Here is a 23,966-nt window from a genome sequence, read left to right on the forward strand (position 1 = left end):
CACGATCCTTGTCTTAACTTGATCGGCTATGATCAATCGCAAACGGAAAAATGGGTTAATTGATGGTGCAACTCAACATTTTAGGAGGATAGGGAGGAGCCAGACAGGGCGCTCTCTGCGAGGACCACTCGATTTCGTCCTTGATATTTTGCTGAGTATAGACAGTGATCCGCTGCCATTAGAGCCTCGTCCAGAGTTTGATCAGGTTCATGGATCGCCACGCCGATACTGACTGTAACCGCTAGCCCATCCACGCGTAATTGTTCGGCTATGCCTCTTGTTCCCACGAGAATTCGATGAGCAATCCATTCGGCTTTCCCGACGTCCGCACCATTCAAAAGTACCACGAATTCTTCGCCGCCAAAGCGGGCTGCATGGTCCCATTCTCCAAGTATATGAATAATCAGCAGACCGATCTCTTCGAGAACCGCATCGCCAATCGCATGACCAAATTGATCATTTATGCGCTTGAAGTGATCGGCATCGATGTAAAGTATTGCACCCGCCCCCTTGGCTGGATCGCCCATCTGCATTTGCCTGTTTACCTGTTTATAGAACTCTGTACGCGTGGACAGGCCAGTCAGGCCGTCTGTACGGGAAGTGAGATCGAGTTGGGCTGCCACGTGTTTGATTTTTGAGTTCAGGCCGACAAGAAAGGCACCCAGAGGCGCGCTGACCAGCACCGTTGTGCAGGTTGTTGCCACAACCACATGGTCCATCGTCTCAAACCCTATCGTGAAGAAAAAGAAGACGGACAGGACATTCGCAGAAACAGTCGCCAAACACACCATAATTGCGACTTGCATCGCTGGCGAAAATTCACCGAATTTTGAAGTCCAGATATCATATGTAATCATCGCACCGGTTGATCTCGGAAATGGTTGAAGTGGAGGAAAGTTGCGACTAAATATCAATCGGAAATAATATTCTATGTTATTGCCGTTCGATAGGACTGTTGAGTTAATATTTGCCGATGGGACTACAGAGAAAACGTATTCTATTGGGGGTTCCCTTAGTATAAAAAACAAGTAAGAATATTTTTGATATGAAAATCAATCTTTTTTCTATAAGTAGTAAATCAACATAGCATTTTGCAGGCTGAAAACAACAAATTGCAGTCATGCACCCTTTACCATCTCGAAAAACTTATTCGCCTGGAGGAACATCTCCCGTTCTCGCACCTACTCTTGGGTGACGAGGAGGTTCTCGTCCTTCTGTCCGAAATGCCTGACGTGGTGAGTACCCGGGCTCATTCAATGTCATCCTGCACGACAACAGCGTCTTTGTACCAGACATGACGTTCGATGAATCGTACAGAGAAAACAAACTGCTCTTCGATGTTATTCACCAATTTCACAAAGAAAAATGGAGATGCGTGAAAGTTTATATTTTCAGAATTTTCCAGCTGATGGAGACTATGAAGTAATTGTATTGTATGAAAAATGGAACAAAACTGGATCCGCCAGTCAACAACGTGATATTTCAGCTGTGAGAACAATCTATGAAGATAAAACCTCCGAAGGCCAAGGGGATATATTCAGATCGCTTCACCGATTGCCGGACAGCACTTGAAGATTATGTTTTGTATCTGATGGGTGAAGCGACTGTTGCCGGATGGAGCGAGAACGAGATACTGATGGCGCTAGCCGAAATCGTCGACAGTACGGTGATCGCGCACAATGCTAAAGCAAGAGCGGAGTTCGATGCGCAGTTGGCGAAACTGCCAAAGAAGATAAACCCGAAATGAATTTCGGATAATGGCGGCAGATTAATGTTGAGCACGCGCATGATGCTCGACCGTCGTGACGATCGGGATGAACGGGTCAGTCCCATCGCCCAGATAGCGTGGCATCAAGGAGATCAGCAACGCGGCTGATGACACCGCTGCGCCATGCTCAGGACTGAAATTACCTGTTAACGGAATTGGAGAAATGATCCGACCGCTGCAGCAATGTTTCAAGACGCTGTTGCAATCTCGTAGCCTCGAACGTCATCCGCACCATCCGAAGTGTATAGGACATCGTGCTTTTGAATGGCACCCATGCTTCCAAATCGTCCAGCAGATCATCGGACATCATGTCTTCCAAGGGTCCTGCCCCCAATTGACCAAGGGCCAACTCGTGGTCAGGTAGCCGTGCTTGGGCAATAATGGCAAGGACCCGCTTCAGCACGAAGTCGCGTGGATCATTAAGAAGGTCGGTTGACGAATGCCATTGTGTGGATCCATCAGATAGGCCTCAACATAATCTTGAGCCGTCAGGGGACACTCACCGATCGCAAGCATATCCGGCACCCAGGAGTGGTCGGAGGCTATCGAGGCAGGGGCAAATGCGCTGTCCATATTACGGTCAAACCTTTTTGATGTAGACGTGTGACACAGGAATTTATGAGGAAATTGGGACCCGTAAGGACCAGTCGGCCCGAAGCTGCGATTTTGGCCAACTCAAAGAACGGATAGCGAACGTGTAATCACGTAGAAGCTGATTCCGAAGCTTGATCTTCCAAGGCGCGGTAAACAGTCATCCTGGAAATGTTCAGGTCACGAGCAACGGCGGCTTTCGTTGCGCCAGCCGCGATTCGCCTGCGGATTTCCGCGTCATCGACATTCTTTTTCCTACCCGTGTAGATGCCGTCAGCTTTTGCCGCGTCGATGCCCGCTCGTTGCCTGTCTTTGATGAACTTGAGTTCCATGTCAGCGACCATGCCGAGGATGGTGATGACCATTCGACCCATGCTTCCGGCTGTCGTGACTTCGGGCTCAAGAATGCGGAGTGACGCGCCCTTTTCGTCAAGCTCATGAACGAGATTGAGAACGTCGCGTGTGGAACGGCCGAGCCGATCAAGTCGCAGGACCACCAGCTCGTCGCCCGCATGCAGAAACTGCATAATGGTTTCCAGCTCGGATCGCCCCTTCCGGGACGCTCCAGATCCGGTTTCTGATCGGATGATTTCGCAACCTGCGGCCTTCAGACGCTCGTTCTGAATATCGAGGTCCTGATCTGTAGTGCTGACGTGAGCATATCCGATGCGGGCCATGGCGATTCTGTAACATTAGGGTAGTTCCGATTGTGTAACGTCACTTTGATCGAAAATCCACCCTTTTGTTACATTCCAGGCCCGTCACATTAAATGTCACTTTAGGGCTTACCCAGAGGCTACATTAGGCGAAACGCTGTCGCAAAAGTCCCCCGCTTTAGGCGGACTTTTGCGACCGACATTTGCGAGGCGAACTTCAGCGTGATTTCAGTCCGCGATATTTGCGACGAAAAATCAGGATTTCCGCGACAAATCGAAGCTCATCTCTCGATCCGGAGATCGTTGAGAAATTGCGAAAAGCTCGGAGAATAGAAGAGTACAAGGCCATATTCTTCGGCCTCCTCCAACGTGTCGGGCTCACCTTCATAAGCGACCAGTTCGTGATCGAGCAGAAAAATCTGTCCGAAGCGATCCGTCCGCATGCAGACCATGATTGCATTGCCACCGGCATCCGAGCCGATTATCAGAAATCCGTCCGGGAGTGGGTAGGAAGTCGGCTTGGTGAATTCCTCGTCAATCTTGGAAAGATCATTCATGTACCGGAGCCTTAACTGTCGCTGCTCCGAATCGAGGTAGGTAATCGATGGCTGGAAGATCAAGCCTCCGCCGGAGCACTTCAAGTATTCACGCAGTTCCTTAGGAAGAGGCGAGCCGATCTTTGCTTCAAAAGAAACTAGTGCATCTTCTGAAGTCAGGTTTCCGCCTTCATTTTGGATGGTGTTTACAAATTCATCCAGCGTCATTCACTCAATCCTGTTCAAGTCCGTGTCGCAATATTCCCCACAAAAGTTAGAATTTTGCGCCCGAGTTTTGCAACGCCCATTTTCGCACCGCTGCTCAGGCAGCGATTTTGCCGAAATCTATCCGGCTGTCCAGGTCGAGATCGAACCGACCGTAGGGATTAACGTGAGCGTAGATCAGCGGCGTGAGGCCGCGATAATCTTCCGGTGCCATACGGCTGTGCCAGGCTGGTTCGGAGAGCACGGTTTGCAGCATGCGCGTGTTCACATAAGCTACTCTTCCGTTGCCGACATTGTGGCGGTCCAATTCTTGTCGTTCTCAGAATAAGAGACTTTCACCGCTGCGGGAGCCACGATGACATATTTTTCACCAAGGCCAAGGACGCCACCTGCGGATACGATGTAACCCGCCAACTTGCCTTCCGAAAGGATCAGATCCTTAATTTCGCCAATCGATTTGTTCTGACCGTCGACAATGTTCAATCCAATGAGGTTGTAGGAAAGAACGTCAGTCGGCTGCGCCGTGATAAAGGTTTCCGTGGTGGTTGCCGTGGCTGTTTGGGCGCCAGCGTTGCAAATGGGATTCCGCACTCTGACGCATAACGAATTGGATTTGGCAGTCATAGAGATTTAGCTGCCTTTGCAAAGAAAATCCAGCTTTTTTCTCACGGTTGTTCATTGGGTTTATGCGCGGAAATCATATGTTCGATCGCAGTGTCGACCAACTGCGGACCCGTTCATACACCAGGATATGGACTTCTTCGGCTGCTTCGACAAAGACGGCACGGGCCTTAAGAACAGAAGTCTTCCCCGCTATCGCGCTTCGGCAGGCGGCACAGGCCACACCGTGCTTTTCGCTACAATGCTTGAACCAATGCTCTGCCAGCAATGCAAGTGCGTGCTCTATGTTTCGCACAACTTCAATGCGACCGGTACGCGGCGATTTTACAGTGACATATTCAAACGGCTTTCCCATACATAGAAACTGTTTATAGGAAAAAGTTGTTCCATAAGACGCTGCGAAAGTTGCACTACTGCGAAGGTGAACTGCGTCAAGGAAAGGATAATGTGGGCATGGCGGCTAATGTCACCAATTGTGGACGCTTGTTTTGGCGATGCGCGAAGGTGTGCCTCCCTACAACGTGCGCAGGATGCGAGATAACCTTTAATTTTTCGGTACGACATTCGAAAGTGGCCCACTGACAACACAGCGCAATCCCTTCGGATCAAACGTTACAACAGGTCTTTCTCCAAAAACAGCTGCCAGCGCCGAGCGGATATAACGGGTACCATAACCTGTTCTGCTCGGCTCCTTCACCGGAGGCCCCCCCATCTCGATCCACTCCAATTTCAATATCGGCTGTTTAGAGGTAGAGACTTCCCAAATCACACTTATGCGTCCGGTAACCGTCGACAGCGCCCCGTACTTGATTGCGTTCGTGACAAGTTCGTGCAGGCAGAGAGCAAGTGTTGTCCCCGCCTCCCGAGTGAGTGTGAGCTCTGGACCTTCGATACGAAACCGCTTCGTTGTGTCTGCGCTATAAGGTTTCAGGGTAAGGTCCACGATCCCTCTTAAGGCGACGGTGTCGCCACCTTGTTCGAAAACAGCGGAGTGAACGTTGGCCAAAGCTCCAAGTCGTCCTTCGAAATCTGTGGTGAGAGCATCAATTGTATCTGCACCGCGACGGGTCATGCGAAATATCGATGTTACACTCGCCAGAATGTTTTTAACGCGGTGGTTCAGTTCGAAACGAAGCTCTTTCTCGCGTTCGAAGGAGTCTCTGACTTCACGTTGACGCAGACGGGCAAGAAGCGCCGATTGAATACCGCTTACGAGTTCGAGGGAAACAACGGGTCTTTGGAAAAACATTTGTCTCGCTTGCGGCCAACGCTTCTCAAGTTCGGCGCGAATGCGCGCTTGTGGTGCTCTTCGATCGAGGAGCAGAAAAATTGGCAGGTCAGACCAGTTGGGCTGCCCCGACAAATGATTTGCTACGGCATCGATGGTCTCGTTTGTGAGCGACTCGTGCGTTGCAAGGATTACACCAGGTGATTGCGACAGCATTTCCCCCAGATCATCCGTCTTGGCACAAACCCTGACGTTCATCCCGTGCTCAACCAGAAGAAGCTCAATAAAGGCTGCATCTTTCCTGTAGGGTGCCAGGACAAGCACCCAATCCAGTTCGCCATGATTGTGGCCGTCCATTACGCCTCAGGCAAGGGATTGTATGGAACCACGGTAATGCCGGAACTCTCGATCAGAAGCTCCCTGACATCAAGGTCATGCGGGCCATGGCGCTTCTTTACCACCGTTATGCTGCGCCGGAGCTTTCCTTCATGTTCGGAAATTCTGAGAAGAAGCACCGTGTCGCCCAGAAAGCTGACATCAACGTCAATCCCGACGTTTTGACCCAGCAATCCATGTTGCGCCACGATCAACATCGTCAGGACACCCGAACGCGCAAGATATTTGAGCAAGGACTGAATATCCCGCACGGCCTTTTCACGATGAGGAAGCGAATTCAAATATCCGGTGAAGCTGTCGATCACCACCACACGGGATTTTTCACGCGTAACCACGTCCTGAACAATTTTGCCAAATTCGCCAGGCGAGATCTCATTTGGATTGAAATCCAGTATGATCAGTTGGCCGTCCTTGTGAAACTGGCGCAAGTCCATGCCCAGCCCTTCGGAGCGGCGGAAAAACGTCTCGAGACGTTCCTCAAACAGAAAGAGTGCGACGCTCTCGCCGCGTTTCAACGCAGCGGTCGCATAAAGGGAGGACATCGTTGATTTGCCCGTGCCCGACTGGCCAATCACAAGCGTGGTGGTCCCAGATTCCTGTCCGCCCCCAAACATTTCGTCAAGAGCTGTGACACCCGACTTGATCAGCTGTGGCTTGACCGTTTCGGATGCCGCGCCTGGAATAATTCTCGGATAAACAATAACGCCCTGCCCCTCACGAATAGCCATATCATGATAACCATCGGCTATGGGAACGCCGCGCATTTTACTGACCTCAATCCGGCGACGCACCCCGCCATATTCCTCGAGAGATTTATCAAAGCGGATCACGCCATGGGCGATACCTTCAACCTCTTCGCCGCTGCGCTCGGCCGAACCGTTCGTCTGGGTGTCCAGAAGCAGAGCGACAACGCCGTGTGTCGCAAGAAATGTTTTGAAAGCCAACAATTCCCGGCGAAACCGCGGCGAATCGCCCGTGATCAACCGGATTTCCAAAAGTGAATCGTAAACAAGCCTGTTGGGCTTGTATTCCTCGATAGCTTTTTCGACGGCTTTTCGGGTTTCATCCAACCGAAGCTCAGTGGTTTGAAAGATTGACTGGTCTGATCCACCATTCATGGCCTCAGAGGCGGATAATTCTTCCACTCTGATACCATCCAGTTTCCATCCGTGTGACACTGCAATGGATTTGAGCTCTGCCTTTGTTTGAGATAGGCTGACGTAAAGACAGCGTTCTCCGTTTTCAATGCCGGCGAGCAGGAACTGCAGCGCAGCTGTAGTTTTACCCGACCCCGGCGCTCCTTGAAGAATATAGAAATTGGACGAGGGCAAGCCGCCGCGAAGGATTTCGTCTAATCCGCTAATTCCGGTTTTGACAACCGACGGCTTTTTGCGTGTGACCATGTCTATCGATCCACTCCTGGAAATCTAGCAAGTCGGACAGGCAGGACCGCTGAAACTGCACATGCTTCCGCTTTATATTTCCGGACTGCCCTCGTCAACATTACCATTACTCGACAATCGCCCAAAAGTGGGCGGTTGAAGGGCGAGCGTCCACCAATATGCTAATCCAATACCAACTCTCGCACGGTCTTGATGATGTGCACAGGCTGGTATGGTTTCCTGAAAAAACGACCTTGAACTGGAAGGCTGGCATCGGTCATGTGCCGGTGGCCGGAGGTGATGATAATCTTTATGGGGGGCCACCTGTCGCGAACAGCGGCTGCGAGTTTGAGACCGTCCATGCTTCCAGGCATATCGATATCAGTGAAAAGCACCTGAATGTCGGGGCTTTGATGGAGGATTGTTATTGCTTCGTCAGCATTTCCCGCTTCGAGAACCCTGAAACCGGCAGCTTCCAACGCAGAGGAGATATCCATACGAATAATCACTTCGTCTTCGACAACCAGAACTGTGATCAATTCTTCCGTCATAAGAAAACCCTTTCATGCGTAGCCATTCAAAAAGGAAGCCACTCTGCATTATCGGCAACTTAACGTAACGCGACTGCTTTCAAATCGATCCCAAGACATTAAAATCTTTAGCGAAAGGGTTCCGCGGACATGAAAAAACTCTCCGCTCTAATGGTGCGTCTCGAACTGGACAGTGCGCCAAACCGTGGAAAAGCCAGCGAAAGGTGCCGACGCTAAAAGCACGGTATAGCAATGCCGCCGTTCGAAAGGAACGAAACCCCAAGGTCGTGGTTATTGAGATAGAACAATCAAGCGAGAATGATTGGAACCTGAAATCGTGTACCAGAGGAAGGGACGCGGGCTCGCAGTTCCGATCTTTGTAGAATGGCAAGAAGATGTGGATGGCCAACCAACTGAGCCAACTAGAAGTGTTTTTCAAATGGGCATTTGGAAAGGGCAGTGTCCGTGGGTCATGCGCTTACTCGATTGGATACAACGCGGGCCTCATGCATGATCCCAAACTCATGGATGCGTCAGAAACCAACCCCTACCGGCCTCATAGCGATGACTGGTCAGACTGGCGCGCCGGTTATGAAGACGGTTGCGATGCAATTTACAATAGTGAGGCCTCGCGTTTGCTTTGATGCAGGACCACAAGGAAATGTTGGTGGCAAAAGGTATGTCAACGAATTAAGACCTTGAAACAGCGCTGGAAAAAGCAGGAGACGGCAGCACGGGCTATAATCGGTTTACTGAAGATCTATCTCGGGCTCATCGCGATGCGATGTGTTTTTCCATCAGGGTTCTGCAGATTGCCAACGATATCGCAGAACACAAGTCTTTGACTTTTTCTAAGCTGGCAAAACTTGTTGGCGAAAGCAAACCGCCTTATAATGACCCGCTCTGATCGACAAAAAGTGCCACCCGAGCATTTGTTCTCGGGTGGTTGATCAGAATTCCACTAAGGCATCAATTGGCTTGACCGGCGCAGGCGATCACGTTCCTTTGCAACATCCTCATCGGAATATTCCGGGGAATCCGCGTCGAAGCCCTCCCAACCTTCTTCCCGATAGGTTGCACGTCTGCTGGCCAGATCGACGGCGGTGGTGTCGTCATTCAATATCGCCCGAGCCGTTCCAGCCTCGTTGTCATCTACCTTGACGGAGACCAGGGTACTGCCTCGGCGAACACCTTCCGCATAAACGTGAGCGTCATCCTCATCGACGCCCTCTTTGGTCAAAGAACCAATGATCCCGCCCGTTGCGCCTCCGGCCACCGCGCCTGCAACCGCTCCAGTTGCTGTGGCAGCAAGCCAACCTGCCGCAACCACAGGGCCTACACCGGGAATTGCCAGCATTCCCAAGCCTGCAAGCAGTCCGCCTGCGCCGCCGACGACAGCGCCGATGCCGGCACCAGCTGCAGCGGCTTCGCCTGCGTTACTGTCACGGTCGTCGCCTTCGCGACCTACAATGCTGATTTTGTCGGATGAAATGCCGGCGCGCTCAAGTTCACTGACCACATCGCGGGCATCTGAGTGATTGTCGTAAAGTCCTGTTATGGTTTGCATCTGTATCTCCCTGATTTGTTGGTCTGTCGAGCGCTTATTTTGCGGCTTCGGTAATATTGCCCTGATAGTCCAACTTCACATTGACGGTCTTGCCGTCTTTGATTGCTGTTGCGCTCCAGATCCCATCATCACCTTTCGTCATTGCGGTGATGTCGGAATAACCTTTGGCTTCAATGCGTTTTTCAGCCTGCCCCTCTGTGAAGCTGTTCGCTCCCGCAACGGGCGCTGCAGGGTTCTTTGTATCCGGGGTTGCAACTGCTGGAGTTTGGGGATCGGCCGCAGGCTTTGTTGCTTCCTGGGCATAAGCTGAGGAAAGCAGTGAAAGCGCTCCGAGCGCCAGTGCGATACGTTTCATATTGACCTCCTGATTTCCTGATCCTTTGATGATCAGCTGAGGAAGTAACCGCTGGAGCGGCTCATAGTTCCGTGCATGCTCGCGCAAACATCGCCTGTCATCGAACAGGTCTACAAACCGGGCGGATTTGGAGCAGAACTCAGCAAATCAACAAAGAAAATTGTCCCGATCAACTGTTCGGTGTCGTTATAGACACGGACCACCCACCGGGTAGGATCGTTACCCTCAAGCACCTCATCGATAATCGTCTCCAGTGCGGCCCGGCGAGCTTCCGCCAGTGCTTCTTCATGATCGCGAAGTTCGATATCAGTGACTTCTTCGCGTTCGGTTTCTTCGTGAAAGACAAACCGAAACTTCGGCATGACCACTCCAATTCAAATCGGTAGGGATGAAGTTAGACGTATGTGAAAACGACCAGAGTTCAGACGACGCATACGTTTGACAATCAGGAACTAAACTCCGGTGCGAAGGTTCCGTTAAAAAGTGTTGTCCCTCATTACCGATGCGAACGCGGCAAATGAAATAAGACGCTGATTCAATCGCTCTGAATACCGGGGCTATGTTGACTGCCTCAACGGCCAGGATTGGCAAAATCCAGGATAATTCGCCGGAAATGACGCCACATACCATGGCAAGGCCGTTGGATTGGAAAGTTACCGGGCCATGCTACGACCGGTCGGAGCTAGGGCCAACAATTCAAACGACATCCTTGCATGACCTTATTTGTTTATGAGCCACTATTTCACCGAATTGCTCGAGTACCCGCCCCGGTTCCAGAACCGCGGCGGATTTGTCAAACGTCCCCGCCGCACACTCGTTTCCAACCAGGCCGAAACAGCCAGCGGAATCTTTCTGTCTGCAGTGAGCCAAGACTGTATCAGAGCAACCTCGCATTCAAGATTTTTGGCAATTTCCACACAGTCTATTCCCAGTTTTTCAAGGCAATCGGCAAGCCTGGATGGTGTCATGTTTGTGGCGCCCGGTTGGATCCCGAATAACTAGCGTTGTGGACTGATCGAGATGTAATAAGCTTCATATGGAAGTTGATATGTCAGCATGAAATGGCCGAGAGAGTTAATCCAAAGCAGGAAGTAACCGCTTCCTTTATCGCGCAGTTTTCATGGCCATCTATTTCAGACACTCACGTTAAAAACGATCCGGCGAGGGAGAAAATCTCGCTGCGGGCTGCCAGTGGCTCAAATGATTACGGCAGCACGTTGTTGCCAAAACGTTTCTGGTCATCGTATTCAAGTTTGGCTTGAAGTGTTTTCGCCTTTCGAGCTTCAATGCGGTTCATTGCCAGTTCGAGAAGAGCGGTCGCTACCTCGGTAGATTGCCATCCCGCAGCCTCGGCATCACTTGCCAAAAGGTCAAACCGATGTTGCATGTTTGTTTGGCAGTCCAGCCCTCTTTGCGGATGTCCCAACGATCGCTGCGGACCAATGATATCACTCATGCTTGTCTCCTCTATGTACCCTCGGTGTACAGCCACTAATGCCCTGTCTCAGTTCACCCAGCGGTGCAGGCGCAACTCGGATTTTATGTATTGTGTTGCACACGCCTCGAAGAATGTCTGTTGGATACGCGATATCATGCGTCTTTGGATCGTCACGCGCGTCAGGTTCAGACTTGCCCTGCTGAATTCCTTATCAAGCCGTCCCAAAAATATGGACGAGTTCCTTTTGGTGATAAAAGCTGGAACGAACCGCCAAGGCTTTTGCCCTGGCGGTTCGGCACAGTCAGGCAGAAGCAATGGATTTCTCGATGTCCTGAATGGAATGTCCGGTCAAGTCTTTTGAAATCTCACCGACCAAAATCGCTTCGAGTTCCTTGTGATAGTGTTTGCGCAATTCTCCAAGAGCTTTCGGGGCTGCTATCACCACCAAGCCCGTAATACTTCCATTCAGCACGCGCTGATTGAGCAGGCCTGCAATCCCGGCAGCGAAATTATCTTCATCAGCCTGTCCTTGGTCGGGATTTGCTGAACTGCTTTTGCGACCGCCACTGGCGTTGTTGCTGTCAGTATCAACATCAGCATCTGGAAGAGCCTTGAGCTTCGGATTGTTGTCATCACTGACATTATGAAAAAGATTGAACTTCTCGCCATCAGCAACGGCAATCGTTGCGCCTTTTGGAATCTGCATACTTGAATTTCTCCACGTCATGTCGGGCCCAATACGTCTTGAAGGCCGAAGACAGGCAACGGCATAATTGCCGGCCCGAGTAAATACAACGCGGCAAGGGCTTTTTGGATGCACTGATTTGAATGTCACCATCGGTGATGTCTGGAGGAGGATCACGGCGTTCCGATTTGGCGGAGCTTGATCAGGCCAGGCGTTTCCTGAGTTAGCACACGTCCTTCCTTACACGCACGTTATTAGCAAACGGGGTCAATGCTTTTCGAGAGTAAACCCCACGGCCGTATGGCTCGCCGCTTGGCGCCAAGCACAACGGGGAACTGGAATGGCATACGTTCGCTTGAATGAAGCTCAAACAGTTCCTATTTTGTCGGACGACATGACTTGCCCTGCATGAACGTCCATTTAAAACTCTCCTCCCGATCCGACTGGCGAATTGTGCTACGTGCACAGATTAAGGCTTCGTCGCTGCTTAAGCGGCATCCCAGGCAGCACGCCATGCGCAGCGGCTGGTGCAGACCATTTTCTTTTTGTTCGATAAAGGAATACGCGACTATCAGCTTATTGCTGCAATCGCCGCGCATCATGAACTTGTTCTGGCAAAACAATGATCCGAGCACTCACCTCATGATTTCACCCACGACGAAAAACATCTGTCGCACTGTAGTTAATCGTAAGACACCGTTTATGCCATTTCAATGGCTTGGCGTTGCAGTTAACTTGAGAATGGGCGGCAACCACGTTGCATCTTGCCTATCCCACAAAACTGAGCGCCATCAGATTTTTGTTTGATAGAAAAACTTTGAATATCATTCGTTTACTTGCGGCAATCGTCGAAGTTTGACATCTCAAAATTGCTGCTAAGTTGAGATTCTTTCCTTTCTGATCTTATCATTTAATACAACATTCGTAGCTTCGCGGCGCATTCTTACCTTTAAGTGCAACGCGATAGCCGGGCTGGCAAGGGGCGGAATGCTCTTGGGAGCCCCAGTGGTGGAGGCAGAGCAGGACCGTTCCGTCTTTGTCGATGATTTGCCCGAAGTAGTCATGGGCAGGTTTCGTGGCAGGCAGCCCAAAGAGCGACCGATACCACTCAAAGCTACGGGCAACGTCCGCGACACCAATGATTGTCCATAGCGTTTCATGGCTATTCCTTCGGCCCAACAATTCAATCAAGGCGCAGCTGCTCAGCGACATCGCCTTGATAGAACTGTTAGATTAAGCTGCCAACAAACGCCGAATCTATCACTGATCCAGCCGAAGCACGATCTGCATCTATAATTGTTCAACGGCAGGTAAACCTCACCATTATCGCTGGTGTAAAAGAGAAGTGTCGCATATATGTCAGCCCGTTAAGCATCACCAATCACTGATAGGTCATCGGATTGGCTTCGACAGGCACGCCATGACATCGAAGTCCATCATGCGCGATTTGCATTCGACGTCTTCATCGGACGTACATTCGCAACGGTGCAATTCAGATCATGCAGCAAACCGTCATTCATCCCATATATCCATCCATGGATCGAGACGTTCTGTGCCCGGTTCCATGCCGCCTGGAGAATAGGAGTGCGCGCCAGGCGCTGGACTTGGTCAACTACACAATATTCGCAGAGACGATCCAAATCCTCGTCCGTTGCTGTATTGCACGCAAATGATGAAAATCGCATTGTTGCTACGTCACGGATAGGTTGCAACCAATGATTAACCAATTCGAGGGATGTACCTTCAACGGCCGCACGAACTCCGCCGCAACCGTAATGTCCACATACAATGATATGTTTAACGGCCAACTGACTGACAGCATATTCAATCACGGATAACAGGTTCAAATCAGCTGGATGGACAAGATTTGCAACGTTTCTATGAACAAAAACCTCCCCAGGTTCAAGACCCGCGATGACATTTGCGGGCACGCGGCTGTCTGAACAGCCTATCCACAAATAATCCGGCTTTTGTAGCGCCGAGAGTTTCTGGAAATAATCAGGATCAAACCTGCGCTTTTCGAGAGACCATTCTCGATTTCTTTCGAAGAGAGTTTTAATCGAAGCAGTCGCCATCACGCTCCTCCAACCGTTGATGTTTAATGTGCTGGCAATTCGCATGTCAATTAGATGCCGCACATTTTAGCAACGGGGTTGCCCGCGCGACGAATAATTTGGTTGCACTCGGAGCGCCAGTTAATCCTGGAGTTTGCCCTGCAAAAAATCCACGGACCGTTCAGCGACGTAGTCGTGGATCTTACTTCGCTCCAATCCCTGGCGATCGACGAAAAGTTCGGGCGCTGCCTTTCGTCCGACTGCCGTTCCTTCCGGAAGAAAGGTGTAATGGCCGACGCCACCCCTCAAAATCTCATATGTACAGGCAGGTATGTTCTCGTATAGCCATCCACAGCAATCGCTCGGCGGTGCTACGGTATCTTCGTCGCCGCCGAAAATTCGAGTAGGTTTCCTGATGGCTCGAAGACTGTCTTGTGAGAAACCCAGCACCGATCGACCCGGAGCAATTGCGATCGCCTGTTGAACCCTGCTGTCAGAAAAATCGGCACGTCTTCGCTCCCAGGCAACGTGGAATACCGGATTTTGATTGAGCTTCGGCAGCTCGTCAGCAAGATTTGGAAACTCACGTGGCCCTCTGATCGGACTCTTCACCGGATTGTCTGGTTCAAACTGAGAAAAGGCGACACGCGCTCCCGCAAGCAAAAGGACCGTGTATGCGCCGGCCGAGAAGCCCGCGACGGAGGCCGTTTCATCGATCTCGACCCCAAGCTCGCTTCGCCAAGAGCGGTCGTCGAGCATGGCGGTAAGGTCACCAGCTCTCTCCCACAAGCACAGAAAACCCTCAGTACGGTAAGGCTCCGAACCAGTGTGGCCATGATGGTTCACCGCCAAGGCGACAAAGCCTCGTTGGGCCAATCGAAAACCAAGCCACCCCAATGCTGCTGCCGTAGCGCCCGTTCCATGCGACAAAAGCACGAGAGGCAAGGACTGATCGGAACGAACTGCAGTTGCGTTAGCTACTACAGGTTGTTTCCTAAACCACGACCTTTCAGCGGGAATTGCAGCACTTGAACCCTCATCTGTCGGATACCACGCTGTCCAAACAAGGGGCCGATGGCCCGTTCCATCCCAATTCGATCGCGACATATCAAAGCTGATGCCTGTTTTGAACCCAACCTTCATGGAAACCTCTGCGAAGCGGACAATGCCCGGATGAAGTCGGAAGCTTAACCGGCGACCGTGACGGTCCACCATAGCCAGAGCCGATCAGCAAGTGCCTTGATTGCTTAAAGTGTCATTTCGTAGCTTCGGGCCGGTAGGGCCAACTTAGGAGTTTCGCGACAAACAGCTCTTACCTAGACTTGCCAAATCCCGATGCGATTGCCATCCGGGTCGGTGAAAACCGCCATGCGACCGTAGCCCGGCAGTTCCCAGGGCTGCACGACGCACCGACCGCCATTCTTCTCGACCCCTGCAAGCGTGGTTTCGATGTCGTCCACCGGGAAATAGACCACCACGCCAGACGGATGGGAGCTGCCTTCGCTGGCTTGGCCGATTCCTCCGGGGATTTTCTCGTAGGTCTGCGTGAGGCCGTAGTTCAGCGGCTCCAATACATTGAAGTCCCAACCGAATACGCCTTTGTAGAACGCCCGCGACAAAGCAGCGTCCTTGGCATTTATGTCGAACCACATTGCGGGCTTGGCCATCATCTTCTCCTTGGCGCGTGATCGGGCATGTGTGGATAAGACGAACGATAATTAAGCAATCCGACTTATGCCCGAAAATTTTCCGACGAAGGTCGATGTTCGGACTCGACGTAAAGTTTGAATCGGTTCTGCGTCTGACTTGTGATCCGTCGCAGAATAGAGATTTCCCCGACGGATTGCACGCGGTAGATTCCGGGCATATCACCCATGAGGAAGCCCCACCCTTGCTTATCGGATATGCCTGTGTACCGGCCGCCGGATATCGGCTCACCGATAACGCCGACCCTATGTCTGGATGCGCAAAGTTGATCAAATGGGATTGGTTTCAACATGGCATAGTGAGTGCTCTTTAGAAAAGGCCGGAGGCTAGGATGTTCAAAGTGATCGCCTCAAACGTTGAACAATATTTTGGTTTTGACCCTCGGCGAGAGAATGATCTCCGTTCCGTCGATACACTTATCGTCGGTGCCGCGCCCAACTGGAAACGGTGGTTTGTAGCGGGAACACCCCAAGGCGAACCAGGGATGAGGATGTCAATGATCGGTTACGGCCACTTTCACTACAGCGTCAAATCATCCCGGACCCCCGTGAATTGGCCCGTTCTTGGAATGGCGTTACAGAAGAACAACATCAGCCTTTATCTCTCGGCCAGAGACGATGCCGGCCCTGTTGCGGAGCAATACGCCGAGAAACTGGGCAGAGTATCAGTTAGCAAAACAGGAGCAATTCGGTTCAGGTGCGTTGCGGATTTAGACGTGAGAGAGTTTACGAATATGCTCCACAGAGTTGAGCGGGATATGGAAAACGGAATTCTCGAACTTCGTTATGGCCGGGTTGCAGGGAACTGACGACCGTTCTTTCCATGTCCACAAAGTCTGTGGTCAATTATTTCCTCCACATTGTAGCAAATAGATTTTCCCGTTCGTCCTGCGTTGGTAAAAGCTATCAAGAGGAGAATGAAATGTCTGCCGAACAGGAAAAATTTGTCATTCAAGCCGTAATTGAAGATTGGGCAAAAGCGGTCGGTGATAAGGACGCCAAGCGTGTCCTGTCGCACCTAACCGATGATCTGGTAGAGTTCAGTCTTGCTCCACCTTTGCAATTTCAAGGTAAAAATGCCGATGATTTACGAAGCTGGTTTGATACCTGGGTCGGTCCCATCGGTAATGAGTCCCGCGATGCCAAAATCACTTGCAGTGAGAATGTCGCATTCGCACGTAGTCTCGTCAGAATGACGGGCACGAAAACCGGTGGTGAAAAAGTGGATCTGTGGTTCCGTCAAACTCTCGGTTTGATCAGGGTTAACAGCACCTGGAAAATTTGTCACACACACGCGTCGGTGCCTTTCTACATGGATGGCAGCTTCAAGGCCGCGATTGATCTGAAGCCCTGATACGCTGATTTCAAACGTGGAGGTTCTGTCGCAAATTTTGCAAAGGGCGGACAAATGGCTATTGCTGGACACACTTATGCAGCGGGTGCGGCGAATTGCTGAAATACGGATTGGCCACTGGTCAAAACTGCCGCTTACGGATCATGTGAGGGAATTCCAGTGGCTTGGCCGACCGGTGTGTGAAAAGATACTGTACAGGCAGCGCGGCGACACCATCTCCGGGTACAGTTGCCACAGTGGCACATGGGCCCATGGCTTGGAGGACGAAGGGTGCACCCCAGGTTACTAAAAACATTCCTTGCTGTCGCCAAAAGTCAGAACGTGACCCGGGTGGCCGAACAGGTCCACCTCGCCCAATCGACCGTCAGCGACCAGATTCAGGTTCTGGAAGCCGAACTGGGAGCGGAACTGTTTATTCGAACACGGCAAGGCCTGCTCCTGACGCAGGCGGGTGAGGCACTGAAATCCTACGCCGAAGACATTCTGGCACTCGTGGATGAGGCACATGCTGCTGTAGAAACAGCAGCCGCACACGTCGGCAAGAGCCTGATAATCGGGGCGTTGGAGACGATCGGGGCTGCGCGGCTGCCGCAATGGCTGGGCAACTTTCAGAACCGGCAGCCGGATGTCAATGTGCATCTGAAAATCGCCGGTAGCAACGAATTGATACAAGGGCTGGAGAATGGTGCACTTCATGCGGTGTTTTGCTTCGAAAAGGGGCCCATTGACGGGCGGCTGGCCCATCGCGTCATCTCATCCGAACCGCTCGTGCTCATCATGCCGTCCAAAGAAGCCAGCCAGGCGTTGACTGTAGACCTTGAATCTATTGCCACGCTTCGCTTCATAGCAACTGAACGTGGATGCATCTATCGGCACATGATGGATAATGCATTTGCCAAGGCTGGCATCAGGCCGCCGACGATTGCCGCCGAAGTTGGAAGCATCGCTGCAATCGGTCGTCTTGTCGCCGCCGGCGTCGGTAGCGCCCTTGTTCCCCGTCTCGCAGTGGAAGACATGCTCGATCGCGGAAACATTGCCGAACTCCCCTGGCCCGGCACGAGCAATACGGCATCGCTTGTCCTGATCTGGCGCCGCCGTCGCGTTCTGTCGCCACCATTGAGGAGATTTCTGGTGGCAGCGGAGGAACTGGCGACGCCATTCAGATCAGGCGATGGCCTCCCTCTACATGCAGAACAGTCCCTGTTGTGAACGTGCTGCCCATAAGAAAGGTGATTGCCTCGGCGATATCGCTGGCTTGCCCTATCCTGCCGACCGGCAAGCGCCTTGCCATCGCCTCGAGGGTCTCGTCTTTCTTGTCGCCGGCGACAAAGGTCCAGATTGGCGTGTCAACCCACCCCGGCGAGACGGCATTGACCCTTAACGGGGCGAGTTCCACTGCTAGGGCGCGAACCAACCCTTCCAGCGCGGCGTTGATCGTCGCGACGACCGATCCACGCGGCAATGGACGATAGGCGGCGATACCAGATGTCAGCGTAATGGAACCGGAAGGCTCGAGGTTTAACGCTCCATGCTTTGCAAGCAGGAGCGGGCCGAAAATCTTGCTTTCCACCGCGCGCTGGGCCGCCTTAAGATCGAGCGCGGGCAACAGTTCATAAGAACCCTGTATATCGGCTGCGGTACAAACGATATGGTTCAACGGGCCGACCTGCCCGAACAGCCCGGCGACCTGGTCCTCCTTGGTGATATCCGCCGCGATCATTTCCAATCGGGAATGGGAATGAAGGCTCTCTCGTGCGCGGTTCAGTTTTTCTTCGTTGCGCCCGACGATGATGACCTCAGCGCCATTGTCGAGACAGCGCTTTGCCACCGCCAGCCCCATTCCCGAATTGCCGCCGACGATGAGAACCCGTGAATTTGTGTCCGCCATGTTGCTTTCCTTGTTTCATCCAGTGTTGAACCCGGAGGCAGATTTCTCAGACCTGAGACGCATTCGCAAACGGAAGAAAGCGATAGACCCATCGGAAACTCCGATGATGCTATGGCAGGAGCGACGCGCACAATTCTTGCTTGGCCTAACCGGCCCGAACGTGCGATTTTGGCCATTTGAAAGAACAGATACAGTACACTGTGTGCATTGACATGTTTCGGTCGTGTTGATTGAGGTTCCACGCCTATTTTGTTGGAGTGGATTTATGAGTTTGAATATTTCTATTGCGGACTTGGCCAGGGATTGGAGCCTCTCTTTTTCTGATCTGGATTTTGTAAATGCCAGGTCGATTGCAACGCGACTGGGATTGTCAGTTCAGTTAAAATTCTTTGCATCCCGTGGTTATTTCATCGAGAAGATAAGTGACGTGCCAGACGATGCTGTGAATTATCTCGCCGAGCAGCTTGGCGGTGCGAGAAGTGCATTGTCGGCGGATGATTTTTCGAGCCGTTCCGGTCGCCGACACATCTCGGAAATTCTGAAATACCTCGGATTTCGTCGCATGACACGTGATGACCGGGACGTGCTGTCGTCCTTCATAGCTTCCGAGCTGTGCCCGAAAGGCCTGCAAATCGGGTCGATGATTGAGCAAGCGTTCTTGTGGTGCCGAGATCGAAAGATATTTGAACCCTCACGTCAGGAATTGAACCGCCTTGCGCGCACGGAGCGCCAAAGATTCCTCGACACGTTTCTCGGCAGTGTCGTTGCTAGGCTTGCACCTGAAACAATTGCGATGATGAAAAGTTCGCTGGAAGACGCTGATGGCCCGCGTGGCTACAACACGATGAATGCCAGCGCCGGTCAGGTGTCCTTGGATAATTTTCTCGCGGTGACGGAACGGCTTGCCTTCATCCAATCGCTGAAACTGCCACGAAGTATGCTCCTTGTGCCAGGCAAGGGTTGGATTGATCAGATCGTGCGCCGGGTTGGCGGCGAAAGAGCTTCTGAAATGCGCCGCCATGCGCCCGCACGTCAACTTGGGCTCTACGCCGTGTTCCTGATGGCACGGGAGGCGCAGATCACCGATACGATCATCGACCTTCTGGTGGAGACAGTTCATAAGATTACGACGCGCTCGAAGCGCAAAGTTGTTGCCGGCATTGCTCGCGACATTGAGAAGGTCTACGGCAAGGAACGGCTTCTCGTTGATATCGCTACTGCCGCAATCGATGAGCCATCAGGCCGCGTATGTGATGTGATTTTTCCGGTAGCTGGCCAGGCAAAGCTTGCAGCCGTTATAAAGGAATACCGGGCCAAAGGAGCACTCGACCGGCGGATCTACGAAGTGATGCGCGGATCCTACGCCAGTCATTATCGCCGGATGTTACCGAAACTGCTGTCGGTGCTGGAGTTCCGCTCGAACAATACGGCATGGCGGCCGGTTCTGAATGCATTGGAGTGGATCAAGCGCACGCTCGATGACGGCAGTCGTTTTGTACCACCTTTCGGTGTTCCTGTTGACGACGTCATTCCGGCAAAATGGCGCAGCTCAGTCATCGATGAGAAGGGGCGGATCAACCGTATCAGTTACGAATTGTGTGTCCTCAGCCAATTGCGCGATTGCATCCGCGCCAAGGAAATCTGGGTTGTCGGCGCCGACCGTTATCGCAACCCAGACGATGATCTACCGCGAGATTTCGACGATAAACGTGCTTCGTATTACTCGGCGCTCAACCTGACACAGGATGCCCGTACATTCACGGCAATCATCAAGGCCGAAATGGAGCGGGAACTGCGTTTGCTTAATGCCGAGATGCCGCACAACAGGCATGTACGGATCATCGATCAAGGTGAAAATCGCATATCAATTACGCCGTTTCAGCCCGTGCCGGAGCCACATGGTCTTGTATCGGTAAAAGCAGAGATTGGCCGGCGCTGGCCAATGACGGAGTTACTGGATGTATTGAAAGAGACCGCGCTCGACACAGGCTTTCTGTCCGCCTTTGAAACATCTGCATCGCGCGTTGCACTTCAACAGGATAAACTAGGACGTGTTGACAAAGAGGGTTTTCAAATCACGTAGGTTTTGATTCAAGGTAGCTTTCACGGAGGTTATCTTGATCCGAGGTTTGATGAGCGATGAGGAATGGGCCTGCCTGGAACCATTTGTGATTGAACGAGGCGCTCGCAGTGGGCGACGACCAAGAGATCACCGGCTTGTTCTGGATGGGGTATTTTGGATCGCACGGACAGGTGTCGCTTGGCGCGACTTGCATGAACACTTTGGCAAATGGTCATCAGTTTACCGCCAGTTCCGGCGCTGGACACTGTCGGGCTTGTGGGATGTGCTGCTTGAGGCCTTTAACGAAAGTGGTGACGGTAATCCCAGCCTGCAAATGATCGACAGCACAATCATCCGGGCACATCATTGTTCAGCCGGCGCTAAAGGGGGACTCCGCGTCAGGGTCTTGGCCGCTCAAAAGGTGGCTTTACGACCAAAATCCATCTCCGTATCAATGCGATGGGCCTGCCCATAGCCTTCACACTGACTAGCGGAGAAGTCTCGGACTTCAAGGGATACATGCCCGTTATGGACGCCGACGGACCCGCGCCAAAGGTGCTACTGGCTGACAAGGGTTACGATGCCGATTTTATTCGTCAGGACATGGAAAAGCGCGGTGGTATCGCCTTGGTGCCGACCAAACGCAACAGGCTCGTCCAGCTTCCCATCGATACCGCTATCTATGCCCTGCGCAACATGGTCGAACGTTGCTTCAACAAGTTGAAAAACGCTCGAAGGCTTGCAACCCGATACGACAAAACCGCCGACAGTTATCTCGGCTTCGTCCACATCGTCTCAATCCGCCTGTGGATGCGCCACTTTGTCAACGCCTCCTAGATCAGCGATTGATCCTGTGTCTTTACGGACATGGCACCAATGCCGGACTCAAGCGCATAGCGACCGGATGCAAGGATGTCAGCTATGATGAGCTGCAGCATGTGGACAGGCGCTTTATTCATGCGGCAGCGTTGAAAGATGCATGTGCTCGCGTTGCCAATGCAACGCTTGCTATCCGCAACACAGCTATCTGGGGCGATACCGGCACGGCCTGCGCATCGGATTCCAAGAAATTCGGGGCATGGGACAGGAATATGATGACGGAGTGGCATGCCCGATACGGCGGGCGCGGCGTGATGATCTACTGGCATATTGAAAAGGGAGCAACGTGCATTTATTCGCAACTGAAACGCTGCTCATCATCCGAAGTTGCTTCGATGATAACTGGCGTGCTGCGCCATTGCACCGACATGGATATCCAGCGTCAATATGTTGACAGTCACGGTCAGAGCGCGGTTGGCTTTGCTTTCAGCTACCTTCTTGGGTTTGATCTTGCGCCACGCTTAAAGGCCATAGCCCGACAGAAACTGGCATTGCCGTCGTTGGAATTGCGCAAGGAGTTATCTAACCTCTCGCCTATCCTTTCCGGCGTGATTGCCTGGGACGACATTGAGCAGCAATATGACGAGATGGTGAAATACGCGGCGGCAATGCAGAGCAGAACTGCAGATCCGGAAGCCATCTTAAGCCGTTTCGCCCGGGCAGAAGTGATGCACCCGACCTACAAAGGACTGAGCGAACTTGGCCGGGCTATCAAAACGATCTTCCTGTGCCGGTACCTGCGCCATGAAGCATTTCGCCGTGAAATCAACGAAGGATTGAACGTGGTGGAGAACTGGAACAGTGCCAATGGGTTTGTTTTCTTTGGCAAAGGCAGTGAATTTTCGACCAACAATGTTGAAGATCAGGAAATATCGGTACTGGCGCTGCATTTGTTGCAGGCATCTCTCGTCTACGTAAACACGCGAATGCTTCAATCGGTTCTGATCGAGCCAAAATGGTCCGAGCGGCTCACCCAGGACGATTATCGCGGCCTGACACCGCTAATCTATTCTCATGTCAATCCGTATGGAAAATTTGAGCTTGATCTGAACAACCGGATCGAGATCGAGCAAAAAGCCGCGGCATGACTATGCTCGATATAGAGTGAAAATTGTAAACCTGGTGGCGATGTACGATCCAATAACGGGTGGGTTCGCCGTCTGTTCTTTCAAATGGCCAAAATCGCACGCTCGGGCCGGTTAGGCCGTGAAGGGTATTCTCCGTGGCGCATTCAAATATCTGCGGCCCGGTGGATCATTTTACCAGATCACTTATGGCCCACGTTGTCCGGTTTCCCCTGATATCCTTGATCATCTGCATCTGGAGACCCGATTTGTCGGCCGCACCATGCGGAATGTTCCGCCGGCATCCGTTTATCGGATCAACCGTGCCTCCAATCTTTCAGCGACAGAGTGAATTCACATGGATACCTTTAACTGGTTTTCCCCTTTGCTCGGTTACGGCTTCTGCGGTGTCATATGTCTCGCCGTACTGGAAAAATTTGTTCCACTTTTTCCTTCCTATCTGCTTTTGATGCTGCTTGGCATGACCATCCTCGATATTCAGGGGCTTGGTTTCACGATCCTTGCCACGACGACAGGGTCGGTTATCGGCGCGATGTGCTGGTATTGCATCGGTAAATCTTTGGGTGCAGACCGTGTCGCCGGTGCAGTAGACCGATATGGGAGATATCTATTCGTCAGTCCCCAGTTCTATTCCCGTCTGACGGGTGCCTACCGGCGTAATCATTTCTGGGTGACACTCACCGGGCAAATGATACCCGCGGTCCGTATCTATCTTGCGCTTCCGGCGGGTATTCTCCGGCTTGATTTTCTGACTTTCAGTCTCGCTACTTTTGCCGGCAGTCTGCTTTGGAATGCTCCGTTCCTTTGCCTTGGATATACTATCCGTGCTTCGCACTATGATCCGGTCGAAGTGGGTTTATGGGCCGCTTTATGTCTCGTGGGCGCGGAAGGGTTGATCGCAGCCTCTCTTACAATCTACAAGCGGGCCAATACGTGATGTTTTGGTGGAGGCAGGTGGCA

General features: G+C 52.1%; 26 protein-coding genes and 4 pseudogenes. 10 read left to right on the forward strand and 20 right to left on the reverse strand.

All coding sequences use genetic code 11. The features are described from left to right. Positions 1 to 80: 80 nt before the first annotated feature. Complete coding sequence (locus tag HB779_RS21660) at positions 81 to 857, reverse strand: GGDEF domain-containing protein (protein ID WP_188346043.1); 777 nt, start codon at positions 855 to 857, stop codon at positions 81 to 83. A gap of 644 nt (positions 858 to 1,501) precedes the next feature. Here HB779_RS21660 and HB779_RS21665 point away from each other — a divergent pair. Then, positions 1,502 to 1,747, forward strand: a complete 246-nt coding sequence (locus tag HB779_RS21665) for a hypothetical protein (RefSeq protein ID WP_188346044.1) — start codon at positions 1,502 to 1,504, stop codon at positions 1,745 to 1,747. A gap of 722 nt (positions 1,748 to 2,469) precedes the next feature. Here the strand turns inward: HB779_RS21665 and HB779_RS21670 are convergent. From HB779_RS21670 to HB779_RS21705, 8 genes and pseudogenes are all read right to left on the reverse strand, one after another. Continuing rightward, on the reverse strand, positions 2,470 to 3,036 hold the full coding sequence (locus HB779_RS21670; RefSeq protein WP_188346045.1) for a recombinase family protein: 567 nt from the start codon (positions 3,034 to 3,036) through the stop codon (positions 2,470 to 2,472). A gap of 260 nt (positions 3,037 to 3,296) precedes the next feature. Then, positions 3,297 to 3,779 carry an SMI1/KNR4 family protein gene (locus HB779_RS21675; RefSeq protein ID WP_188346046.1) on the reverse strand — a complete coding sequence of 161 codons (483 nt, stop codon included), beginning with the start codon at positions 3,777 to 3,779 and terminating at the stop codon, positions 3,297 to 3,299. A gap of 94 nt (positions 3,780 to 3,873) precedes the next feature. Then, a pseudogene (locus HB779_RS21680) lies at positions 3,874 to 4,053 on the reverse strand (Tn3 family transposase); the annotation flags it as partial. Further along, positions 4,050 to 4,367, reverse strand: coding sequence for a PRC-barrel domain-containing protein (locus HB779_RS21685; RefSeq protein WP_244642751.1), 318 nt, complete (start codon positions 4,365 to 4,367; stop codon positions 4,050 to 4,052). The gene HB779_RS21685 and the pseudogene HB779_RS21680, both read right to left, overlap by 4 nt. Positions 4,368 to 4,473: 106 nt before the next feature. After that, on the reverse strand, positions 4,474 to 4,752 hold the full coding sequence (locus tag HB779_RS25815) for a DUF982 domain-containing protein (protein ID WP_188346049.1): 279 nt from the start codon (positions 4,750 to 4,752) through the stop codon (positions 4,474 to 4,476). Positions 4,753 to 4,941: 189 nt separating this feature from the next. Then, on the reverse strand, positions 4,942 to 5,982 hold the full coding sequence (locus HB779_RS21695) for a sensor histidine kinase (RefSeq protein ID WP_188346050.1): 1,041 nt from the start codon (positions 5,980 to 5,982) through the stop codon (positions 4,942 to 4,944). Then, positions 5,982 to 7,424 (reverse strand): ATPase domain-containing protein, encoded by a 1,443-nt coding sequence (locus HB779_RS21700; protein ID WP_188346051.1) that lies wholly within the window; start codon positions 7,422 to 7,424, stop codon positions 5,982 to 5,984. Before HB779_RS21700 ends, HB779_RS21695 begins: the two co-directional genes overlap by 1 nt. 161 nt (positions 7,425 to 7,585) lie before the next feature. After that, a complete protein-coding gene (locus HB779_RS21705; RefSeq protein ID WP_188346052.1) occupies positions 7,586 to 7,954 on the reverse strand; it encodes a response regulator in 369 nt (122 codons plus the stop codon). Positions 7,955 to 8,334: 380 nt separating this feature from the next. Here HB779_RS21705 and HB779_RS25340 point away from each other — a divergent pair, with 380 nt between their 5' ends. Beyond that, positions 8,335 to 8,577: a hypothetical protein gene (locus tag HB779_RS25340; protein WP_210302636.1), complete on the forward strand. Its 243-nt coding sequence runs from the start codon at positions 8,335 to 8,337 to the stop codon at positions 8,575 to 8,577. A 317-nt stretch (positions 8,578 to 8,894) separates the two neighbouring features. Here the strand turns inward: HB779_RS25340 and HB779_RS21710 are convergent, their stop codons facing one another. The 10 genes and pseudogenes from HB779_RS21710 to HB779_RS21755 all read right to left on the reverse strand — a co-directional run bounded on the left by HB779_RS21710 (position 8,895) and on the right by HB779_RS21755 (position 15,699). Beyond that, complete coding sequence (locus HB779_RS21710; protein ID WP_188346053.1) at positions 8,895 to 9,500, reverse strand: general stress protein; 606 nt, start codon at positions 9,498 to 9,500, stop codon at positions 8,895 to 8,897. Between the two features lie 34 nt (positions 9,501 to 9,534). Continuing rightward, entirely contained in the window at positions 9,535 to 9,855 is a 321-nt protein-coding gene (locus tag HB779_RS21715) for a PepSY domain-containing protein (protein WP_188346054.1), read from the reverse strand. 110 nt (positions 9,856 to 9,965) lie between these two features. Then, positions 9,966 to 10,217: a hypothetical protein gene (locus HB779_RS21720; protein ID WP_188346055.1), complete on the reverse strand. Its 252-nt coding sequence runs from the start codon at positions 10,215 to 10,217 to the stop codon at positions 9,966 to 9,968. A gap of 842 nt (positions 10,218 to 11,059) precedes the next feature. Then, the gene (locus HB779_RS21725) at positions 11,060 to 11,311 is read right to left on the reverse strand and encodes a hypothetical protein (protein WP_188346056.1); all 252 of its coding nucleotides are present in this window, start codon (positions 11,309 to 11,311) and stop codon (positions 11,060 to 11,062) included. A gap of 283 nt (positions 11,312 to 11,594) precedes the next feature. Beyond that, positions 11,595 to 11,999, reverse strand: coding sequence for a host attachment protein (locus HB779_RS21730; protein ID WP_188346057.1), 405 nt, complete (start codon positions 11,997 to 11,999; stop codon positions 11,595 to 11,597). 356 nt (positions 12,000 to 12,355) lie between these two features. Continuing rightward, entirely contained in the window at positions 12,356 to 12,580 is a 225-nt protein-coding gene (locus tag HB779_RS21735) for a hypothetical protein (RefSeq protein WP_188346058.1), read from the reverse strand. 834 nt (positions 12,581 to 13,414) lie between these two features. Next, positions 13,415 to 14,053 (reverse strand): carbonate dehydratase, encoded by a 639-nt coding sequence (gene can / locus HB779_RS21745; RefSeq protein ID WP_188346059.1) that lies wholly within the window; start codon positions 14,051 to 14,053, stop codon positions 13,415 to 13,417. 120 nt (positions 14,054 to 14,173) lie between these two features. Continuing rightward, positions 14,174 to 14,791, reverse strand: coding sequence for an alpha/beta hydrolase family protein (locus HB779_RS25820; RefSeq protein ID WP_371823959.1), 618 nt, complete (start codon positions 14,789 to 14,791; stop codon positions 14,174 to 14,176). A gap of 63 nt (positions 14,792 to 14,854) precedes the next feature. Beyond that, positions 14,855 to 15,247 (reverse strand): annotated as a pseudogene (locus HB779_RS25825) (hypothetical protein); the annotation flags it as partial. A gap of 101 nt (positions 15,248 to 15,348) precedes the next feature. Beyond that, positions 15,349 to 15,699, reverse strand: a complete 351-nt coding sequence (locus HB779_RS21755; protein ID WP_244642754.1) for a VOC family protein — start codon at positions 15,697 to 15,699, stop codon at positions 15,349 to 15,351. 371 nt (positions 15,700 to 16,070) lie between these two features. Here HB779_RS21755 and HB779_RS21760 point away from each other — a divergent pair, with 371 nt between their 5' ends. From HB779_RS21760 to HB779_RS21770, 3 genes are all read left to right on the forward strand, one after another. Next, on the forward strand, positions 16,071 to 16,547 hold the full coding sequence (locus HB779_RS21760; protein ID WP_188346062.1) for a DUF1801 domain-containing protein: 477 nt from the start codon (positions 16,071 to 16,073) through the stop codon (positions 16,545 to 16,547). Between the two features lie 113 nt (positions 16,548 to 16,660). Then, on the forward strand, positions 16,661 to 17,092 hold the full coding sequence (locus HB779_RS21765; RefSeq protein ID WP_188346063.1) for a nuclear transport factor 2 family protein: 432 nt from the start codon (positions 16,661 to 16,663) through the stop codon (positions 17,090 to 17,092). Positions 17,093 to 17,335: 243 nt separating this feature from the next. Continuing rightward, positions 17,336 to 18,301 carry a LysR family transcriptional regulator gene (locus HB779_RS21770; RefSeq protein WP_256440660.1) on the forward strand — a complete coding sequence of 322 codons (966 nt, stop codon included), beginning with the start codon at positions 17,336 to 17,338 and terminating at the stop codon, positions 18,299 to 18,301. On the opposite strand, the gene HB779_RS21775 is transcribed toward HB779_RS21770, so the two are convergent. Next, positions 18,252 to 18,980, reverse strand: coding sequence for an SDR family oxidoreductase (locus HB779_RS21775; protein ID WP_188346065.1), 729 nt, complete (start codon positions 18,978 to 18,980; stop codon positions 18,252 to 18,254). The genes HB779_RS21770 and HB779_RS21775 overlap by 50 nt on opposite strands. A 223-nt stretch (positions 18,981 to 19,203) precedes the next feature. Here HB779_RS21775 and HB779_RS21780 point away from each other — a divergent pair, with 223 nt between their 5' ends. From HB779_RS21780 to HB779_RS21795, 5 genes and pseudogenes are all read left to right on the forward strand, one after another. Further along, positions 19,204 to 21,063: a DUF4158 domain-containing protein gene (locus tag HB779_RS21780; RefSeq protein ID WP_188346066.1), complete on the forward strand. Its 1,860-nt coding sequence runs from the start codon at positions 19,204 to 19,206 to the stop codon at positions 21,061 to 21,063. 49 nt (positions 21,064 to 21,112) lie between these two features. Further along, a protein-coding gene (locus HB779_RS21785) for an IS5 family transposase (RefSeq protein WP_371823908.1) occupies positions 21,113 to 21,879 on the forward strand; the annotation gives its coding sequence in 2 pieces (ribosomal slippage) (positions 21,113 to 21,434 and positions 21,434 to 21,879; 768 coding nt in all). Beyond that, positions 21,873 to 23,009: pseudogene (locus HB779_RS21790) on the forward strand (transposase); the annotation flags it as partial. The gene HB779_RS21785 and the pseudogene HB779_RS21790, both read left to right, overlap by 7 nt. A gap of 118 nt (positions 23,010 to 23,127) precedes the next feature. Continuing rightward, positions 23,128 to 23,337 (forward strand): annotated as a pseudogene (locus HB779_RS25505) (hypothetical protein); the annotation flags it as partial. Positions 23,338 to 23,343: 6 nt separating this feature from the next. Continuing rightward, positions 23,344 to 23,943 (forward strand): DedA family protein, encoded by a 600-nt coding sequence (locus HB779_RS21795; RefSeq protein WP_188346067.1) that lies wholly within the window; start codon positions 23,344 to 23,346, stop codon positions 23,941 to 23,943. Positions 23,944 to 23,966 lie beyond the last annotated feature (23 nt).

This window comes from Phyllobacterium sp. 628 (assembly GCF_014189505.1).
Lineage (GTDB): Bacteria > Pseudomonadota > Alphaproteobacteria > Rhizobiales > Rhizobiaceae > Phyllobacterium.

Bases quoted from the DNA above. Each gene is read 5' to 3' on its own strand.
- HB779_RS21660 (WP_188346043.1), bottom strand. From the start codon at position 857: ATGATTACATATGATATCTGGACTTCAAAATTCGGTGAATTTTCGCCA.
- HB779_RS21665 (WP_188346044.1), top strand. From the start codon at position 1,502: ATGAAGATAAAACCTCCGAAGGCCAAGGGGATATATTCAGATCGCTTC.
- HB779_RS21670 (WP_188346045.1), bottom strand. From the start codon at position 3,036: ATGGCCCGCATCGGATATGCTCACGTCAGCACTACAGATCAGGACCTC.
- HB779_RS21675 (WP_188346046.1), bottom strand. From the start codon at position 3,779: ATGACGCTGGATGAATTTGTAAACACCATCCAAAATGAAGGCGGAAAC.
- HB779_RS25815 (WP_188346049.1), bottom strand. From the start codon at position 4,752: ATGGGAAAGCCGTTTGAATATGTCACTGTAAAATCGCCGCGTACCGGT.
- HB779_RS21695 (WP_188346050.1), bottom strand. From the start codon at position 5,982: ATGGACGGCCACAATCATGGCGAACTGGATTGGGTGCTTGTCCTGGCA.
- HB779_RS21700 (WP_188346051.1), bottom strand. From the start codon at position 7,424: ATGGTCACACGCAAAAAGCCGTCGGTTGTCAAAACCGGAATTAGCGGA.
- HB779_RS21705 (WP_188346052.1), bottom strand. From the start codon at position 7,954: ATGACGGAAGAATTGATCACAGTTCTGGTTGTCGAAGACGAAGTGATT.
- HB779_RS25340 (WP_210302636.1), top strand. From the start codon at position 8,335: ATGGCCAACCAACTGAGCCAACTAGAAGTGTTTTTCAAATGGGCATTT.
- HB779_RS21710 (WP_188346053.1), bottom strand. From the start codon at position 9,500: ATGCAAACCATAACAGGACTTTACGACAATCACTCAGATGCCCGCGAT.
- HB779_RS21715 (WP_188346054.1), bottom strand. From the start codon at position 9,855: ATGAAACGTATCGCACTGGCGCTCGGAGCGCTTTCACTGCTTTCCTCA.
- HB779_RS21720 (WP_188346055.1), bottom strand. From the start codon at position 10,217: ATGCCGAAGTTTCGGTTTGTCTTTCACGAAGAAACCGAACGCGAAGAA.
- HB779_RS21725 (WP_188346056.1), bottom strand. From the start codon at position 11,311: ATGAGTGATATCATTGGTCCGCAGCGATCGTTGGGACATCCGCAAAGA.
- HB779_RS21730 (WP_188346057.1), bottom strand. From the start codon at position 11,999: ATGCAGATTCCAAAAGGCGCAACGATTGCCGTTGCTGATGGCGAGAAG.
- HB779_RS21735 (WP_188346058.1), bottom strand. From the start codon at position 12,580: ATGATGCGCGGCGATTGCAGCAATAAGCTGATAGTCGCGTATTCCTTT.
- can (WP_188346059.1), bottom strand. From the start codon at position 14,053: ATGGCGACTGCTTCGATTAAAACTCTCTTCGAAAGAAATCGAGAATGG.
- HB779_RS25820 (WP_371823959.1), bottom strand. From the start codon at position 14,791: ATGCTCGACGACCGCTCTTGGCGAAGCGAGCTTGGGGTCGAGATCGAT.
- HB779_RS21755 (WP_244642754.1), bottom strand. From the start codon at position 15,699: ATGGCCAAGCCCGCAATGTGGTTCGACATAAATGCCAAGGACGCTGCT.
- HB779_RS21760 (WP_188346062.1), top strand. From the start codon at position 16,071: ATGTTCAAAGTGATCGCCTCAAACGTTGAACAATATTTTGGTTTTGAC.
- HB779_RS21765 (WP_188346063.1), top strand. From the start codon at position 16,661: ATGTCTGCCGAACAGGAAAAATTTGTCATTCAAGCCGTAATTGAAGAT.
- HB779_RS21770 (WP_256440660.1), top strand. From the start codon at position 17,336: ATGGGCCCATGGCTTGGAGGACGAAGGGTGCACCCCAGGTTACTAAAA.
- HB779_RS21775 (WP_188346065.1), bottom strand. From the start codon at position 18,980: ATGGCGGACACAAATTCACGGGTTCTCATCGTCGGCGGCAATTCGGGA.
- HB779_RS21795 (WP_188346067.1), top strand. From the start codon at position 23,344: ATGGATACCTTTAACTGGTTTTCCCCTTTGCTCGGTTACGGCTTCTGC.